This is a genomic window from Paenibacillus dendritiformis, assembly GCF_945605565.1.
GTDB classification, from domain to species: domain Bacteria; phylum Bacillota; class Bacilli; order Paenibacillales; family Paenibacillaceae; genus Paenibacillus_B; species Paenibacillus_B dendritiformis_A.
In genome coordinates, this window is sequence record NZ_OX216966.1 from 4,084,574 (window position 1) to 4,101,972 (window position 17,399).

At 49.5% G+C, this 17,399-nt stretch carries 19 protein-coding genes; 2 read left to right on the plus strand and 17 right to left on the minus strand.

Annotated elements, in window-relative coordinates:
• Positions 1–5: 5 nt before the first annotated feature.
• The 12 genes from NNL35_RS18100 to NNL35_RS18155 all read right to left on the minus strand — a co-directional run bounded on the left by NNL35_RS18100 (position 6) and on the right by NNL35_RS18155 (position 9,109).
• Positions 6–539 (minus strand): cupin domain-containing protein, encoded by a 534-nt coding sequence (locus tag NNL35_RS18100; protein WP_238535381.1) that lies wholly within the window; start codon positions 537–539, stop codon positions 6–8.
• A 166-nt stretch (positions 540–705) separates the two neighbouring features.
• A complete protein-coding gene (locus NNL35_RS18105) occupies positions 706–912 on the minus strand; it encodes a EutN/CcmL family microcompartment protein (protein ID WP_238535382.1) in 207 nt (68 codons plus the stop codon).
• A gap of 43 nt (positions 913–955) precedes the next feature.
• On the minus strand, positions 956–1,276 hold the full coding sequence (locus NNL35_RS18110; RefSeq protein WP_006677923.1) for a hypothetical protein: 321 nt from the start codon (positions 1,274–1,276) through the stop codon (positions 956–958).
• Entirely contained in the window at positions 1,277–2,116 is an 840-nt protein-coding gene (eutJ, locus tag NNL35_RS18115) for an ethanolamine utilization protein EutJ (protein WP_006677924.1), read from the minus strand.
• Positions 2,074–2,670 (minus strand): cobalamin adenosyltransferase, encoded by a 597-nt coding sequence (locus NNL35_RS18120; RefSeq protein WP_254553633.1) that lies wholly within the window; start codon positions 2,668–2,670, stop codon positions 2,074–2,076. Before NNL35_RS18120 ends, eutJ begins: the two co-directional genes overlap by 43 nt.
• Positions 2,671–2,797: 127 nt before the next feature.
• Complete coding sequence (locus tag NNL35_RS18125; RefSeq protein WP_006677926.1) at positions 2,798–3,229, minus strand: EutP/PduV family microcompartment system protein; 432 nt, start codon at positions 3,227–3,229, stop codon at positions 2,798–2,800.
• Positions 3,226–3,579, minus strand: coding sequence for a BMC domain-containing protein (locus NNL35_RS18130; RefSeq protein ID WP_006677927.1), 354 nt, complete (start codon positions 3,577–3,579; stop codon positions 3,226–3,228). The genes NNL35_RS18125 and NNL35_RS18130 overlap by 4 nt, the downstream gene beginning before the upstream one ends.
• 84 nt (positions 3,580–3,663) lie before the next feature.
• Entirely contained in the window at positions 3,664–4,626 is a 963-nt protein-coding gene (gene cutD / locus NNL35_RS18135) for a choline TMA-lyase-activating enzyme (protein WP_040732108.1), read from the minus strand.
• Between the two features lie 88 nt (positions 4,627–4,714).
• On the minus strand, positions 4,715–7,270 hold the full coding sequence (gene cutC / locus NNL35_RS18140; protein WP_254553634.1) for a choline trimethylamine-lyase: 2,556 nt from the start codon (positions 7,268–7,270) through the stop codon (positions 4,715–4,717).
• 46 nt (positions 7,271–7,316) lie between these two features.
• Positions 7,317–8,438, minus strand: coding sequence for a 1-propanol dehydrogenase PduQ (locus NNL35_RS18145; protein ID WP_254553635.1), 1,122 nt, complete (start codon positions 8,436–8,438; stop codon positions 7,317–7,319).
• 57 nt (positions 8,439–8,495) lie between these two features.
• Positions 8,496–8,789: a BMC domain-containing protein gene (locus tag NNL35_RS18150; protein WP_006677931.1), complete on the minus strand. Its 294-nt coding sequence runs from the start codon at positions 8,787–8,789 to the stop codon at positions 8,496–8,498.
• 23 nt (positions 8,790–8,812) lie between these two features.
• Positions 8,813–9,109, minus strand: a complete 297-nt coding sequence (locus NNL35_RS18155) for a BMC domain-containing protein (RefSeq protein ID WP_006677932.1) — start codon at positions 9,107–9,109, stop codon at positions 8,813–8,815.
• Between the two features lie 317 nt (positions 9,110–9,426).
• Here NNL35_RS18155 and NNL35_RS18160 point away from each other — a divergent pair, with 317 nt between their 5' ends.
• Positions 9,427–10,374, plus strand: a complete 948-nt coding sequence (locus NNL35_RS18160) for a choline kinase family protein (RefSeq protein ID WP_040732110.1) — start codon at positions 9,427–9,429, stop codon at positions 10,372–10,374.
• A gap of 212 nt (positions 10,375–10,586) precedes the next feature.
• On the opposite strand, the gene NNL35_RS18165 is transcribed toward NNL35_RS18160, so the two are convergent.
• Positions 10,587–11,588 carry a hypothetical protein gene (locus NNL35_RS18165; RefSeq protein ID WP_006677934.1) on the minus strand — a complete coding sequence of 334 codons (1,002 nt, stop codon included), beginning with the start codon at positions 11,586–11,588 and terminating at the stop codon, positions 10,587–10,589.
• A 320-nt stretch (positions 11,589–11,908) separates the two neighbouring features.
• Between NNL35_RS18165 and NNL35_RS18170 the strand changes: the two genes are divergently transcribed.
• Positions 11,909–12,715: a class I SAM-dependent methyltransferase gene (locus NNL35_RS18170; RefSeq protein ID WP_006677935.1), complete on the plus strand. Its 807-nt coding sequence runs from the start codon at positions 11,909–11,911 to the stop codon at positions 12,713–12,715.
• 562 nt (positions 12,716–13,277) lie between these two features.
• Here the strand turns inward: NNL35_RS18170 and NNL35_RS18175 are convergent.
• The 4 genes from NNL35_RS18175 to NNL35_RS18190 all read right to left on the minus strand — a co-directional run bounded on the left by NNL35_RS18175 (position 13,278) and on the right by NNL35_RS18190 (position 17,389).
• Positions 13,278–13,895 (minus strand): hypothetical protein, encoded by a 618-nt coding sequence (locus tag NNL35_RS18175; protein WP_254553636.1) that lies wholly within the window; start codon positions 13,893–13,895, stop codon positions 13,278–13,280.
• Positions 13,896–13,956: 61 nt separating this feature from the next.
• Positions 13,957–15,279 carry an ABC transporter substrate-binding protein gene (locus NNL35_RS18180; protein ID WP_040732111.1) on the minus strand — a complete coding sequence of 441 codons (1,323 nt, stop codon included), beginning with the start codon at positions 15,277–15,279 and terminating at the stop codon, positions 13,957–13,959.
• A 50-nt stretch (positions 15,280–15,329) separates the two neighbouring features.
• The gene (locus NNL35_RS18185; protein WP_006677938.1) at positions 15,330–16,490 is read right to left on the minus strand and encodes an efflux RND transporter periplasmic adaptor subunit; all 1,161 of its coding nucleotides are present in this window, start codon (positions 16,488–16,490) and stop codon (positions 15,330–15,332) included.
• A gap of 20 nt (positions 16,491–16,510) precedes the next feature.
• Positions 16,511–17,389 (minus strand): carbohydrate ABC transporter permease, encoded by an 879-nt coding sequence (locus NNL35_RS18190; RefSeq protein WP_006677939.1) that lies wholly within the window; start codon positions 17,387–17,389, stop codon positions 16,511–16,513.
• Positions 17,390–17,399 lie beyond the last annotated feature (10 nt).

Sequence of the window (17,399 nt, forward strand, 5' to 3'; positions counted from 1 at the left end):
TCCTGTTACTGCAGCTTCCGATCAGGCTCGCCCGCCGGATACGTCATATAAAACATCCTCGCGCAGGCCGACGATCCCTTGGTCGCTTTCACCCCTTTGGGGATGAAGAGCACATCCCCCTCATGGGCGGTGAACGTTCTCTCGTTCAAAGTGACATCAAGCGTGCCTTCCAACACGATATAAGTTTCTTCGCGGGCCGTCACCTGCGAGAAGCTATCGTGATCGACAGTCAGAAATCCTGCGCTCATGGAACAATCCGGCTTCCCGATTACCTCTTGACGATATACCTTGGCACCAGATGTTCCCGTTTCGCAAGCTTCCATTTTTACTGTCCGGCCCCGCACAAGTTTCAAGCCAGTCGGATCCGTTTCCGCCTGATAAGGTGGCTCAAGAGCCGTTCCCAACAGCTTTTCAACCAGTCCTTTTTCCGATAACAACTTGAAAAATTTAAAAATGGCATTCATGTCGAGATCATCCTGAGTTTCGCAGCCTGTGGCCTCGGAACTCAAAGTCCCACATGGCTCATGGGTAAACTCCATCCCCAGCTCCCTTGCCTTATCTCGGGCCGCCGGTGTCACAATCGTGTTACTGTCAATGCAGCACCGCTTCTGTCCGGAAGCCACCCATTCCTCCACATCCGCAGCGCATATCAGTTTTTTCACAGTTCTCGCCCCTTCTCGCTGCATTCGATTTCTGTTCGAATATTTATTCGAACACGCAGTCTGCGTCAATGATGCCGACGACGGCGGCATCCACAGGAACATCGTCTGTATGCAGCATTTTGCGGGCCGAAGAGCCGGTGCAGACAATCACTCGATCGCCTATTCCAGCGCCGATCGTATCGACTACAATCAAGCGGCGCCCGTCGTCGCTTCCACCAATCACCTCGGCCAGCATCAGTTTCATTCCCACAAGGGAATCTGCTTTACGGGTAGACCAGATATTGTGAATCAATTCAGCCGCAATCATAGCAGTCCTTCCTCCCCGCTTTTCCGCTCCTCCGCTTAATCTCGGCGATGGCGTCCTCTACGGAAGCGGTGTCACCGAAAATGGCGAGAAGAATCATGTTCTGCGGGCAGCTGCCGCGAATATCCTCCACTGTTACGCCCACCACTTTTTCAGCTACATCAGCAGCCCATACCATATCAATCAGCCTTCCCTGCACCAGTCCGACTGCGTCGCATTGGGGAACTTCCCGACTGCTGGGCGCTCCTCTGCGACGCAGCAAAATGTCCAGCGTCCCCTTGGAAGGAGATTTAATAATCCGAAATTCCACTCACATCGCCTCCTGTGTACAATTCAGAGCAATGCCCAGCGGTGTGATAAACAGGGGGTTGCTAGGCTTATAGGTAGCAATGCCGGTCTTTTGCTCCATGATCGTCTCCATCCCGGACAGGCAGCAGGTGCCCCCTACCAAGTACAATTCCTTGACCTCATGGCCCGCAACATGGCGGTTGACGATGGAGGCAACCTTATCGATGACCGGCCGGAGCAGCGGCAGCAATTCTTGGTGATGGGCAGGGTCGCGCTTAAAGCAGTCTGCTTCTGAAAAACTCATCTGGTATGCCCCGGCAATGACTAAAGAAAAGTGGGTGCCACCCGTTGCTTCGTCGGCGATATAGACAACCTTGCCATCCTTCAGAATCGAAATGCCCGTCGTACCGCCGCCAATGTCTACAATGGCTCCATCGGATATTTGCAGCACGGCATTAGCCGCCGTAGGTTCATCCAGTAAAGCCGTAACTTCAAAACCCGCACCCTGGAGCACATGCTTGATGGCGCCAGCATCCAGTAAATCGGTTCCAGGAGGAATCGCCGAAGCCGCATATTCAAGTTCTGTACCCAATTGCTGCTCCAACTGTGCTTTAAGCTCCCTAACGATCTGTATCGCTCCCAAGTAGTCCACCACCATTCCGTCGCGGACGACATCGGCGTAGCGGTAAGCTCCCGCCACCGGCTTCCGGGTGTCATCTAACACCGTAAGCACCACACAGGCCGTTCCCAGATCCACACCGGTATAGTAGAACGAAGACCGTCCTGGAATCGGTTTCTGGATAACTGCTTCAAATTGCTTTAGGAGTTGATCGCAGTATGCAAAGGGTTTTGTCTCTGGCATGTTCTACCTCCCGTAGTTCTGCAAATAAGCGAGCTCAATGCGTTAATTATATAGTTGATTCCAGGAATAACAGGTTTCTCCGGCTTTTCATGGGGACTGCCTGCTGCGGCTTCCAACACCGCAAACCCAAGCTCCCGCAAAGCACAGCGCAAACGGTGGAGCAAAGCAATTTCTCTGCCCTTTTCCAACTGAATGTGAAACTCGGTTACCTCAAAGCAATCTCCCGCATCCTCAAAAAGAACATCGGCAGGAATGCCGGTACAACCCTGGAAAAATAAATCGGCAGTGGACGCGCCGCCTCCTTCCCCTTTCTGGAGGGCCGAAAACAGCCTCGACAGCTCTAGCACCTTCTGGGCGAGCAGCACATCCCGCTCCAGCAGCTCCTGCCCGGTTAACAAGAACAGGGCTGAGACGGATTGCATCTGACAGCGCAGCTTCCCGCGCCGCCAATCCCGCTTTTCCGCCTGTTGCTCCGGATTGGGGAGCGGCTCTTGCTTTTGTTCTTGATTTTGCTCTTGCGTACTATAGGACACGGCGATCTGGCGATCCGTCAAAAACTGGCGCGCCTCCGGCGTCAATCGGCTTCCATGCTCCACCATGTAGGATGTAAAAGGCTCTATCCTGTACACATTGCGCAATTCCATTTCGGTAATAAATTTCATGGTATCAACTCCACTCTTATTACCCGAACAAATAACGTTTCAATTCCCCGATTCCCCTTCCCACGGGAAGACTAATGCGGAAAAAGGGTTCGGTTATCCCGGTACGTTTTAAAACTTGTACACCGTAATTCTCATTTTCCAGCGCAAGATCAGTTTTCGTGATTACACCGACAACCGGCTTTGTGAAAGAAGACGCAAACCCGGGCGAGTAGACTTCCAGATGCCGGGACTGATCCACCAATATCAAAATGTGGCTCGCGTTCTGCGCCGTTGCAATCAAATGGCTGTACATCCAGGTATTCTCGACATACGCGCCCGGTGTATCGATCGTCTTCGGCCCGTAGATAATATCCTGCGTCCTCCGCAACGGGCGATCCGTGCCGTCAAGCGCATGGGCCAGCGTCGTTTTTCCGCAGCCTGTAGGGCCGATCAGCAAAATACGTTTTTTCATGTCCGTGTAATTTCCGCCGTCGCAAAACCCAGACTATTGCAGAACGTCTCAATAATGGCTCGCAGCGCTGTTTCCACACTGGCTATATCTCCGGTGAGAAGCACCGAACCAGTAAAGCGATCCAGAAAGCCGATTTCCACATCTGCCGCCTTGGTGGCGATATCGGCGGCAATAATGGAGGTTTCGCTGGGCGACAGCGTTAATATGCCAATAGCCCCCGCTTCATCGATGCCCAGTCTTTCATACATGTCAGGCACGGGTGAAGCAATCATATGGGCCAGCGTCACTTGTTTGCCCGGCACCGACTCCTGAATAATCCGGCCGAGATCTGGCCCAGCAGGCTGCTGCATCAACGACCTCGCCTCCTCCTCAAAGTTTTGCGAGTTTGCAAAGCGCTAGCGTTACCGAACAAAACTGGCTTCGAAAGCATCCGCTTAATGTTTGACTACCCGAACCGGGAGATCGTATTGGCTGATCTGACGTTCAATACGCTCCAGATCGGCTTCATTCAGGCTTAAATCGCGGTCAACGCCGTAAATCATATCCAATTGCCTGTATTTGTTAATTCCCAGCTTGTGATACGGGAGCAAATCGATGCCTTGAAAATTCCGGTATTCCTTATAGGGAAGCAGAAACTCCACCGTTTTGCGGATGGTGTCCGCATCATCATTGAGCCCCTTCATCAGCGGCATCCGCACCGTCACGTTATGTTTGCGGGTAATCAGTTCCCGCAAATTTTCGAGAATGCGCTCGTTGCGTACACCCGTCAATTGATAATGGCGGTATGAATCCATATGTTTCAGATCGTACAATATCAGATCGGTGAATTCGGCCATGGCCAAAATCGCTTCCGGTTTGGTATGCCCAGAGGTTTCAATGGCCGTATGGATTCCGGCGCGCTTGCACTCCTTGAGCAAATTGACCGCAAATTCGGATTGCGAGCATACTTCGCCGCCGCCCAGGGTGACGCCTCCGCCGGACGTCGTGTAGAACAGCATATCCTGCTCTACAATGTCCACAATTTCCGATACTGTCATATTCATCCCGGCGATAGAGAGCGCCCGCGCGGGACAAACCTTCTCACATTTCCGGCAGCCCATGCACTCGATTTTCCGGTCAACCACATGCTGCGGCTTGGACGGCTCCTGCGAGCCGGAATTGTCCAAACGGTGGATTTCCCGAGGACACGCCGCAACACATGCGCCGCAATCGTTGCACAGATCCCGTTGGTACATGACCTGATATTTCTTTTCCAGACCCTCCGGGTTAGCACACCACTGACAGCGCAGGGGACATCCCTTGAAGAAAATAAGCGTCCGGATACCGGGGCCGTCGTATATGGAATATTTTTGAATGTTGAAAATACGTGCCTGCCTTTCCGGCATACCTGACTCCATAGCTGTGGCTCCTTCCTTTGCCGCATATCTAAATGCCAGTATGTCTCTTCCCCGGCGTGCAGCGCCGGAGAAGAGGCACAGGGTTATTTTAGAAATGCTCAATCATCGTTCTGCTGATGATCTCATCCTGCACTTCTTTACACAATTCAACAAAGTATGCGCTATAGCCGGCGACCCGAATAATCAAATCACGGTATTGATCAGGATTTTGCTGCGCTTTAATCAGCGTTTCATTATCCACATAACTGAACTGCATTTGGCCGTTGCCGAGAATGGAGGCCGTCCGGAGCAGATTAATCAGTCCGTTCTCTCCTTCAGGTGTTTCCAGCAAACCGCGCAAAAGCTTGAAGTTATGCACCATGCCAATATTCATGGCCTCGACATCTATCTTGCTTATCGATTTGATGATAGCCGTCGGTCCCTTCTTATCATGGCCCTGGGTAGGGCTGATACCGTCGGACAGCGGCAACCAAGCTTTACGCCCATTGGCGGTAGCACCGGTCATCTCGCCGAAAGGCGTATTGTTCGAAATCGAAAGCGTGCCATGGCTGAAGGTAGAGTACAGCGTTTTAAATTTGCGATGATAGTTCTCAGTCCATCCAGTAATATCGGCTGCGATGCGATCGGCATAATCGTCGTCATTTCCGAATTTTGGCGCGTCCAGACAATCCCTGTGGATCTGCTCATAACCTTCGAAATCGGCCAGCAACGCGTCACGGATTTGCTCGAGCGAATATTTTTTGTCATCGTAAACCAGCTTCTTGATGGCAGCCATCGAATCGGCGTAAGTTGCCAGACCGGACCAAATCAAGCCAGGTCCCCAGTTATACATGGCGCCGCCGGCGGACACGTCGCGGCCGCTCTCCATCGTGCCTTCATACATGATCGACATAAGCGGCTTCGGCGCATAATCGCGGTGAACGCGCTGGCTGATTACAGTACCCACTGCGGACAGCTCGGTGATGTATTCTACCTGCTTCTTCACCGCCGCTTCAAATTCCTCATAGGTCTTGAAGTTGTTCAAATCGCCCATGTCCAATCCTGGCGTGCTTCCGTGCCAGAGCATTTTGCCGCGGTTAAGGACGAACTCAATGGCAATCGGCCACTGGGTGTATCCGGTGGAGGTCCACTGATACAAGCGTCCGGATTTTTGCGGCTCCACACAGCCCATCAGACAGTAATCGCGGGCATCTTCGATACTGCAGCCCTTCATCAGCATCATCTTGATGTGGGAATCGTCAAAATGGCAGGCCGGGAAGCCCAAACCCGCACGGACGACATCCACAATCTTCTTCAAGTATTTCTGAGGAGAATTATTGTGGATACGGCAAGCGAGTGAAGGCTGATAAACGCCGACATGACGAACTGCATCCATGAGCAGATAAGTCAAGTCGTTGCAGGCGTCGCCGCCCTCTCGTTTTTGCCCGCCGACACACATATTGACGAATGGCTGGTAGCCGGCAAAGAACTTGGAGCCGCCCGCGCTGGAAACCCACATCATTTCCGAGCATTTGATTAGGAAACAGCCTGCAATCTCGAATGCTTCAAACTCTGTTAGACGGCCGGCTTTTCTGTCCGCCTCATAGAAAGGATACATATATTGGTCCACACGGCCGACAGACATGCCTGTCTGATTTTCTTCCACCACGAGCAAAGATTCTACGGTCCAGACCGATTGCATTGCCTCATGGAATGTAGTCGGCGCATGAGCCGGTACGCGTGCGTTGATCTCGCCGATTTTTTGCAACTCTGCCTTGCGCTTCGGATTGGTTTCTTTAGCGGCCAGCTGGTATGCGTATTCAGACATCCGTTTGGCATACGCCATCACGCCTTCAGTCGTATCCAGCACGGATTTATAGTAATAGATTTTGTCGATGTCTTCAGGGTTTTGCATGGACAGCTTCGCAAGATGCTCCTTGGCTTCCCGCTGGATATCCAGCATCCCTTTCTTCATTAAAATGACATCGTAGCCTGGATTGGAGTCTCCGCCGCCGTTGATCTGATGATAGGAAAGATCGCTGACGAATGCTTCGCCGGAAAACTCCCAAAGACCAGCATCCCGGTATTGCTGTTCACATATTTCATCCACCGATTTGCCTTCCCAGAACGGGAACAGCTCCTCGCGCATAATCCGCTTGTCTTCCTCGGAGATGTAGAACGGATCCTGAGGACGGTTGTGAATGGTGTCGAGCTCATCCCGGGTCCAGCGCCAAGCGATGTCAGGCGAGAAAGCGCCCGCGCGCGGCGCGCCGCAAGGATGACCAACGATCAACTCGTTGTCCTGGATGAGCAGCGGAGCCTCTTCACACGCTTTGCGGAAAGCCTTGGCACGCAGCATAATCGCTGGCAGACCTGGATTTTCCTTGTATACCTGAGTAAAGGCTCTGGCACGATAGGTTGTAATGCTTGGCGTAGCGGTCAAATAATGTTCTTTCAAACCCCGCAAACGCTCGGTCATTCCTTCCGGGTATGCGCATTCTTCCTTATGAAGCTGGCCGAGGCTGTTTTCAACCTGCGGCTTAGCCCCTTTATCCGAAAGCTCTTTTGAAATTCCCTGGAACAGCTTCATGATCGCGGCTCGTTCTTGGGGAGCCATGGCCTTCGTTGCTTCAGCAAATTTGCTTGAAAACTCGTGAATGTTCAATATTATTCCCTCGCAATCTTGTGAGATTATCATTTAGAGGTCGCATTTAAAAGCTTTTACGATAAATGTGCACCAACTCTTCTGCTGTTGGCTGACGAGGATTGGTTGGCGTACAGCGGTCAGCCATCGCGGTCTGTGCCATGCGGGACAACGCCTCGTCAAATGCATCCTGGTCAACCCCAAGCTCACGAATTCCGTGTTCGATACCGATGGAACGCTTCAGCTTGCCAATTGCCTGGATCAAACTTACGGTTCCTTCACGGGCGGTCCGTGCCGGCAAGTGCAGCAGCGAAGCGAGCCTAGCATAGCGTTCGCAAACCCTGTCTATGACTTTTCCGCCCAGGTTGGCGTTATACTCCATTACCGCCTCTAGAAGCAGGGAATTCACCCGTCCGTGAGCAATGTGAAACGTTCCGCCAAAGGCGTGGGACATACTGTGAATGATACCAAGACCAGCGTTAGTAAATGCCATTCCCGCCATACAGGACGCATTCTGAACCCGATCCCGCGCCTCAGCATCTGCCGGATCATGATACAGCGTTTCCAGATGAGCAAATACCAATTGGACGGCTTTTTCGGCTAACGCATCGGTAAAGTCGGTCGCTTTGGTAGAGACATAAGCCTCCAGCGCATGGGTAAGAACGTCCATTCCGGTGTCCACCACGATTTTATTTGGCAATTGCTTGGTAAGGGTGGAATCGAGAATCGCTATGTCCGGTGCGATAAAATCGTCCACGATCACAATTTTGTCTCCATCCACCGTAATCACCGAAAAGTCGGTCACTTCCGATCCGGTGCCGCTGGTGGATGGAATGGCGACAAACGATGGTTTCACAAAAGGCTCGTCTTTCTCCTGCGCATATTGCCGGGCGAAGTACAGAACACCTTTCGCTGTATCAATGACGGAGCCGCCGCCCAGCGCCAGTAACACATCAGCGCCGCTTTCCCAATACACTTGAAGCGCTTCAGCCACAATACTCACGCTCGGATCGGGCTTAACACCGGTAAACACGGTAGTGGAGATTCCACCGCTTTGCAGCAGATCAACCACCTGACCCAGATATCCCAGCTTCTCCATCATCTGATCGGATACGATGCAGGCTTTCGTGCCTCGAATTTCCGCTAGTTTTTTCAGTGACTGTTCGCCTGAAAATACCTTCGATTTCATAACAAAGATGTCGTTTATCACGGGCACCTCCCTTGAATTTCTGCAGATAACCTGCCCCTAAGATGGAAGGGCATACCGGGCAATGATCTTTTCGATGTCCGGGTGTGGGTTGGGAATAACGTTTGAAGAGTAAACCTCGGTCCCCATCGCCTGTACAGCGGCGACACCAGCATCTACTGCAGCCCTTACAGCCCCTACATCTCCACGAACAAGGACAGATATATAACCGGACGCCACGTTTTCGTAACCGATCAAATCTACATCGGCCGCTTTACACATGGCATCCGCCGCTTCCATGACGAATACAATTCCAAAGGTTTCAATGAAACCCAGTGCATCATGCTTGCTCATGAACCTGTCTCCCCTCCCGGCAATTATGCGTTAATTGCATGCGCTTTCACGATTCCTGCAATAGAACGGAGCGGACGCGGCATCACATTATGGGCAGTGACCTTGCCAATCTTCGCTGCCGCTTCAGCGCCAGCCTCTACTGCCGAACGAACTGCCGCGACATCACCTTTTACCATTATCGTTACGAGCGTGGAACCAACATTCTCGTAGGATACCAGAACAACATCTGCTGCTTTAAGCATAGCGTCCGCCGCTTGGATGGCAGGAACCATGCCCAAAGTTTCCACAAGCCCGAGAGCTTCTTCTCCCCGGTATTCCATTCGAACCTCACCTCACCTGGGTAATTTCTATTTGTGAATCCGCTGTAATATCAGATACTCAACTCCTACTTGCAGGTTAACATAGGATCGACCCGTTATTATGGAAGATTCGGTAGCTGATTTTAGTATTCTAATGCCCCTTTTACCAACAATCTGGTACAAAAACGTCTTTCTTGCATCACAAGTACCAGAATGCCCTCAAGCTCGTTCGTTTCATTGAATTTCTCCGCCTATCTTGCTATAATTGTGGCAAAATCTGTGCGGCGAATGTGTGCCATGTTTAACGCATGCATATGGAATGCCGAGAAAAGGTCATCATGAAACCTCTAAACGACTTTTTATCCAAACAAATAAATATGGAAGACCTGGTGCAGCAAAAACTACGTCTTTTTTTTGAAGATGATCGTATTGTTTTTGACAAATCTCGTTTTGCGGGCGGGTTGACCAATTATAACTACATTATGAATATCCACGGAACGGAGTATGTGATTCGTAAGCCCGGTAACCTGACGGATCAAATGATCGACCGCAGGATAGAACGTGTGAACAACTGCATCGCTTCGGAGTTTGGCGTGAATTCGGAATGTATATATTTTGATGAGGAAAGCGGCATTAAGATCAGCAAGTATATTCCCGATAGCAAAACGCTAGCCGCGGCAGGCCCCTTGGCTTTGCAAAGCCTGAAGGCCGTTTCTTCTTTACTGAAGAAGATTCATGGCAGTCCCAAGCACTTCCCTAACCAGTTTGATTGGCTCAGTGAACTTGCCAAATATGAAGCCATTGTCACGCAAATCAACGGAGAATTGTTTTTTGACTACGCCTCCTTAAAAGAGCAATTGCTTCGTTTTATGGAAGTGAATGTCAAGCATGTCATTTCCGTACCTTGCCATAATGATACGGTTCCCGAGAATTTTCTTGTAGATGGGAATGGCAGTGTCTATTTGATAGATTGGGAATATTCCGGAATGAACGATCCGGCCTTTGATATTGCCGCGTATATCATCGAATCGCGTTTGACAGCAGAGGCGATTGACCAACTGTTTGAAGCCTATTACGGCAATACGTTTACGCAGGATGATCTGATGAAGGTCAAATGTTATATGATGGCCCAGGATTTGTTATGGACGGTATGGGCCCTGCTGCGCCATTATACGGGGGATGATTACCTGGATTACTGCTCGCTGCGCTATAACCGCCTGCGTCGAAATATTCAAGTATTAAGCATGCAGCCGGATTACCCTATTGCCGACATGGTGATGCGTTAGCACTCGTCGTTGCTTGCTCTGGAATGAGAAACTTTCGGAGGTTAGATCATATACAAAAACCTGTACTTTCTTATCTGCATGGATAAAAAAGTACAGGTTTTTTGTAATTTGACAATGTGAGTCTGGAGCATCTAAAATGCCTCGGATTGCACGGTGCACTCTTCCTTGAGACTTTTTGGTGTTGCGTCCAGCACATTACGAATAAAATGCGATCACTTCACATTCGCTAGACTCATTCTAATTCCGGGAAACATGTATACTATGTTTTTATCGGCATCCAGCGCCACTGTCATTTTCGTATCTTCTTTTTGCTTGAAGCAGAAATCTCCGAAGCTGTCCCATTTCACTTCAAGTCCCTGGATGTCCATATTGAACAATTGTTTCGCAATCGGTGCAACGATTTCTTTCACTTCTTTTTCCGTGATATCTTTGTTCGACATCACCCGTTCTCGCGACAAATCATAGACATATTCTGTTCTCCCTGTCTTTGCATCCAAAGCCAGCATAACATCATCGCTTCGGAGCTGCCATTGATTTTTTTTAGTGTCACCCCTAAGCAGCGCTTTCGTTACGTCAAAATCACGGCCTAATGCCGTTTCCACTGCTTTGGTTGCCTTTTCCAGAAGCTTTGGATCAAGATCGTCCTTGGCCATTTCGATTTGGGCCTCTACACGAGTCTTTGTCGAATGATTCGGATTATTCTTCCATAAATAGGCAGTGAATCCTTCCCCTCTTAACACATATGTGTAGAAAGGCGTCTTTTTTCCTTTATTATTATTGTACTGACTGACATGAACTTCTTTATCAAATGTATACTTTTTCTTCGCATCCAACCCTTTTAACACGTTCAGAACTTCGTTCTGATCCTCCGTACTGACTTTATCGATGGATTGGTTGCCGGTAATAGTAATGATTTCTCCTGTTTTTTGTTGATAGTCAATGCCGTATTTTCCATCTGCCGACTTAACCTCCACTAGACCGCTTATGTGTTGGGAAGCATCCTGCAGATTCAGCTTAACCTCTGTCCCCGCAAATTCTTTTACTGCTTTTTGCAGCTTGGCAGCCATCGTTTTGTCGATTTTAATTTTCTTGACCAATAGCTGTTCTTTCTGCACCTCTTGCGCTGCCTCAGCTCCTGCAGGAATCGGGCCTGCCAAGGTTATAACCATACTAGATACGATCATAGTCGCTAAAATAGCTTTTTTTAGATTCATATTATTGTCTCCTTTGTGTCATTGTATGAACATCCTTTTTTTATACTAACATGCAATATCCAATATTTAACTTACCTTTCTATGAATATAATCTTAAGAAACAATAAAAAAAACGAAATGTCCTTATCTTCATTTCTTCGCTATATGGCATATAGACGCTGGATGGATGATTTTAACTGTATTTGTTTTTTGAAAAATGTTACATTGTTTTGGGCTCAATAGCGCAAAGTGTTCGTGTTCGATATGTGTTATTGGGATAACGCGCAAGTCGGGATATACGTTTAGGCTCATATTAGTTTATAGTTGGGGAGGGCGTCGGCATGGACAAGAATTCGGTGTATCGAACTAACATTATAGGCGCTGGCGAGGTTGGCAGCGCTATCTCGATCGATATGGACCAAAATTCGGTGTATCGAACAAACAGCTTCTATTGGGATACAAAAGGAAATGACTTCTTGGGAGCAATTGTGCTTCCTTTTTATGGAGCATTTGTCTCAGAAGAAAAATTGCAGCTTTTTGGCGATGTCTCCGGGAAAAAGATGCTGGAGATAGGCTGTGGAAACGGTCAATCCTTGCAATATCTCGGGGAACGCCAAGCATCTGAACTATGGGCTGTCGATATATCAGAAAAACAAATCGAAAAGGCAAAGCAACATTTGACGGCATGCGGCCTTTCAGCAAAATTTATCTGCTCTCCCATGGAAGAAGAATGCGGCATACCAATGAATTATTTTGACTTTGTGTATTCGATTTATGCCATAGGCTGGACCACCGACCTTGAGGGCACTTTTTGCCGTATCGCTTCTTATCTTAAAAAAGATGGCGTATTTATTTTTAGTTGGTCTCACCCTATCCATAAATGTGTAGGTGCAGAAAATAATATGCTTGTTTTTAAAAAATGTTATTTCGATGAATCTTGGTATTCGGTATCCCTTGATGAAGGTACGCTGACATTATCGGACCGTAAGCTATCAACCTATGTGAATGCGTTGGCAAAAGCGGGATTTGTAATTGAGCAAATGATTGAGCAATCCGATGATGAAATTATGCAATCCGATAACAGCGATTTTGCAAAAAAAGCAAAGATGCTTCCTGTTACTTTTGTAATCAAAGCAAGAAAACTATAGTATCCGACTCCCTCCAACAAGATACCTTTGATGATAAAAGCATCTCCCGTCTGGTCATATCCCCGTCAAGTAGACAGTTGAAAATGAGTTAATTTACACGGCGAGCGATTCCGGGTATTCTACCGGTGATCGGTCGCCTAATTTTTTCTGTGAAAACTGCACAATTTCCCTGGAACCGGTAGGCGAAATCCGCATAACTGCGCGATTGTTCCAGACACGCCGATTCGGTAAGCTTGTTCGGTAGCTTGTTTGGTAGCTTGTTTGGTAAGCAAAATCCTGCTAAAATACAGCAATTCGATATGGACTTCTGCAGCAGAAAGGGAATCCTGCACAACGGCAGCAATTTCACCCGTTTCCCTTCAACTTAGCTCAAAAGGGCCTAAATTGATGCAGCTGTGCAGCAATTTCTCGGAAGGTGGACTCACTGAGCCGAAATTCCTGTAAAATCGCATCAATTCCCTGCAATAGATGGCGAAAGACCCGCTTCCACCCCCGAAAACTTATAAATTGTATAATATTAAGAAAAAAACCGCTTAGCCGCGCTGCTAAACGGTCCATTATGCTACATCTGAATCGACTCAATCATCTCTTGAACAGCCGTCTGCCACTCGTCTTTCTCATTGGCTGGAGCAACAAATTTAATTTCAAGATGTGCCCCATCTAATTCCGTCCATCCGACGAGACGATAAGTGTCACCCTTCTGGGATGGAATGATGACTTCATTGATCGCAATGTGCTTCCCATGCACGAGCATCGTCTCATTCTTCAACCACTCTAGCTTTTCTCCTTCACTATCTTGTTCCAAGATCGACTTCATCTTCAATCGTGCCCCATCGATTCCAGCATCGGTCACCCTTTGCTCTTGATCATGTAGCATCTCGAGCCTAACTTTGTTGTGGCTATCCGTATAGACAAGCTTCGAGTCCGATGTCTCATTCGTTTGCACCTCTAAACCCGGCGGGAGCTTCAGTGACATCATATTCGAGAACACGTTAATTCTTCCTTGCTCATGAGCCTCAGTGTCCGCAGTCTTATTATCTTGTTCTTCTTGCCCTTGCTCCCGCTCCTCCTGCTGCGGAGTCAAAGAGACCCTCTTGGGCTCACCAGCATTCTTCTCCTCGCTGCCTAAGAAGCTGCAAGCAGAAATGCTGACTGCTACCGAAAGCACCAATAGAACCATCCACTTTTTCAACCTGTTTCGATCCCTGTCTCTTCGCATTTGCATCTACCCCCATCCGCGTCTATTCATTTAAATAGGTCGTCACACGGTTTGCGACCAATTCCGCAACCGCTTGGGCCGATTTTTGACCGCTATAATAAGCCTTCGCTTCTTCTTCGATAATCGCTTGAATCTTCGACTCGTTCTTTTGCGGCGTGGCCGCATCAGCCAGCATCTGCTTGATCATGTCGATGTCTGTCTTCTGAATCGGGATCGAGGATCCCGTTGGCAACTCGATAGCGCCTTTGTCCGCAAGATCCTTGAACGTCTTCTCGTTCACCTTTTTATTGACAGAGAACCCTTGCAGTCCAGGCATCGTCTGTACTTCCTCGGACAATAAGAACTTCATAAAGTCCCACGCTTCCGCCTGCACCTTCGAATTCCGGTTTATCCCTAATACCTTATGCATCAAGAAGGTGCCTCCAGCCTGCTGCCCAGCCGCGAGCGGCTTGCGATAGATCCTTCCTTGCTCATAAAAGAGCCCTGGCCCTTCGAAATAATCTTCAGGAGAAAGGATCAAAGAAGGTGCAAAAAAAGAATCTCCTGCGCCCACCTCCGCATCCGTAACCACCTTATCCGCATACATCGTCTTCACTTGCTCCATCAGTCCAACGAATGCATTGGCATCGAAGCTGGCCGGGCGCTCTTCCTCATTGACCACGCGAGTATAGTTATCGACGAATAGAATGTTCAACATCTGCTCGGGCGGGGTATTCCCCAGCGAATACGTGTGCCCGCCGGCTGCCGCCAAACGTTTGCCTACTGCGGTGAACTCCCCCCATGTCCAGGTGCTGTCATCGAATTTTACGCCGGATTGCTGAATTGCCTTGGCATCGCCCATAAGACCGTCCAAGAAGAACCGCAGAGGCAGCGAATAGAGCCCCCCTTTCATCTTGGCCCCGTCCAGGATGTTCATCTCATATGAACCGGAATCAAAGGAAGGGTCCTCCTTCATCAAATCGCTCAAGTTCACAAGCGCTTGCTTGTCTATGTATTTCCCAACCTGCAGCCCGCTCACATCCAGGGCAATCAAATCGGCCCCTTTGCCGGACAATAGCTCGGTATTGGTGGTCTTCACATATTTCTCAAGATCACCTTCAGGATTCGATCCTTCCCCTTGGCTGTATTCCTTGATTTGAATATCCACATCGGGATGCTTCGCTTCATACATCTTCTCAGCCTGAGAATACACAGGCTCCGCTTGGGATACGGATAAGACAACGATTTTCTTCCCGTTCTGTCCCTGCTGCCCTTCTTGCTTCGCCTCATCTGCCTGTTTGCCGGCACATGCAGCCAATGTCATCGTTATTGCCATGATCAGACTAAGTACAGCACTTTTTTTCATCCTATCCCTCTCCTCTCCATTCTCCATGCGATCGATGCGGACCAAGCGCATTAGACCCTTACTCGTTGACCTTCTGTTAGCGGCTCACTGCTCTCGACAATGATCTGATCGTTCATGTATGCCCCTTGCAACACCAAGGTTTCTTGGCCATTCGTCCCTCCTAGTCGGACGGGAGCCTTGCGAACAATGAAGGTATTGCCCAGCGGGCCGGAACGCTCCTCGATGACAAGGACATAGCTGTCCTTCCCTTCATGACGAATCGCTTCGTTCGGTACGAGCATGCCTCCACCGCTCTTCTCCGATTGTGTCAATTCCACGCTCACGAGTTCATTCCCTTGAACACCCGGATGCTGGACCTTCACAACGACACGTTGAGTCGAAGTCGCCTGAGAGGCACTCCCTTCCCCTCCCTCTTGGGGAGAAGTCCCTTCATCAACGCCTGTCAGAGGACGAATGTCAGCAATGATCCCTTCAACCGGAATACTTTCCCCCTCGTGCTCGATTTGAACATTCATCTTCTCCCCGGTACGCAATGTCAGGGCCATGGCATCCGGGATGACAATCTCGAATTGATAGCCTTGCTGCCTGCTCGCTACGCTGATATCCGGCCCGCCGCTCCCTGATGGCAGTTGCGGCGTCGCACGCACCTGTGTCACGACACCGTCAAAAGGCGCGACAATGCGTCTGCGATCAATCGCCTCCGACTGCATCGTGCTCAATTTCCGCTCCTGGACACCAATGGCTAATTGAGCACTTTTTAATTCCCGCTTCGATCGGCGCGCCTGTATCTCGTCGTTATTTTGTACGGCTTCAATATAAGCATCCTGCAAGTCAACTAACGATAGCCGCTGTTGTGCAAGTCCCGCCTGTTCATCCAGGATTTCCTGCTCAGCAGCAGGATTCTCATAGGTGATTAACGTCTGTCCCTGAGTTACGCGATCCCCCTCTTTTACATGAACCTTCTTAATGAACCATTCCGCCTTGTTCGACAAGTCGATATGCTGCCGAGGCATTAGCCGGGCCGTCCCGCGCCACGTAGTGACTAACGCTCCTTCCCTCCCTTGTTCGGTTCGCACCTTCGGCAGATGTAACGTCAGCAATGTATTGCTCGCCAGGGTAAGGAAAAGGAGCAAGCTGAAGAACAGGCCGGAGAGCCACGCTATGTTTCGTTTTTTTCTTGCATCCAGCGCTTCGGTGAACCCTGTAGCCATCCTATCCCTCCTCTCATGAGCTACCCTTTAATCCCCGACATTTGAATCCCTTCGATAAAGTAAGACTCCGCATACAGGAACAGGAGAACCATTGGCGTCATATAGATCAGCGATGCGGCAAAGCCGATGCCCTGGGCTTCCTTATGAATTCTGGATAAATAGAGCGATAATGGCTGCTTGAATGCATCCTCCAAAAAAATCAACGGCTGCTCGACCATATTCCAATAATCAACGAACAGCAAGACGATCAGCGCCGCAATCCCCGGCTTCATCAGAGGCAGCATAATCTGATAGAAAATACGGTAATGACCGGCGCCATCCATCTGAGCCGCTTCAACCAGCGTATACGGAATCGATAGCATAAATTGTCTCAGCATGAACACACCGAAGGCCGCGAATATCCCCGGCAAAATAATCGCGCTAGCCGTGTTCATCAATCCCAGCTTGTCAGCAATAATATAATTCGGAACCAAGGTCACTTGGAAAGGCATGAGCATCGTCATCAAGTACACCCGAAACCAGCCTTCTCTCCCCTTGAACCGGAGCTTGGCAAAGGCGTACGCTGCTAGTGCGCTTACTACCGTCTGTCCCGCAATGATCGCCACGACCATCGCGACGGAATTCCATAACATGAACAAATACGTCGGCGTCTCCAGCAATACGTTCCTGTACTGCTCGAAGGACAGCCAGTCCGGGATAAGCTTCAGATTCACGAATGCAGGAGGCTCCCCTTGCGCAGCGACTGGCATTTTACCTACCAGCTCGTAATTGCCGCGAATTTCATGCTCCGTCATGAGTGAATTTGTGAAAGTAATCACAATAGGGAAAAGCATCATGAGCCCGATACATGCCATCACCAGCGTGACCGCCAGGTTCCGAATGAACCCCCTCTTCTTCATACTTCCTCCC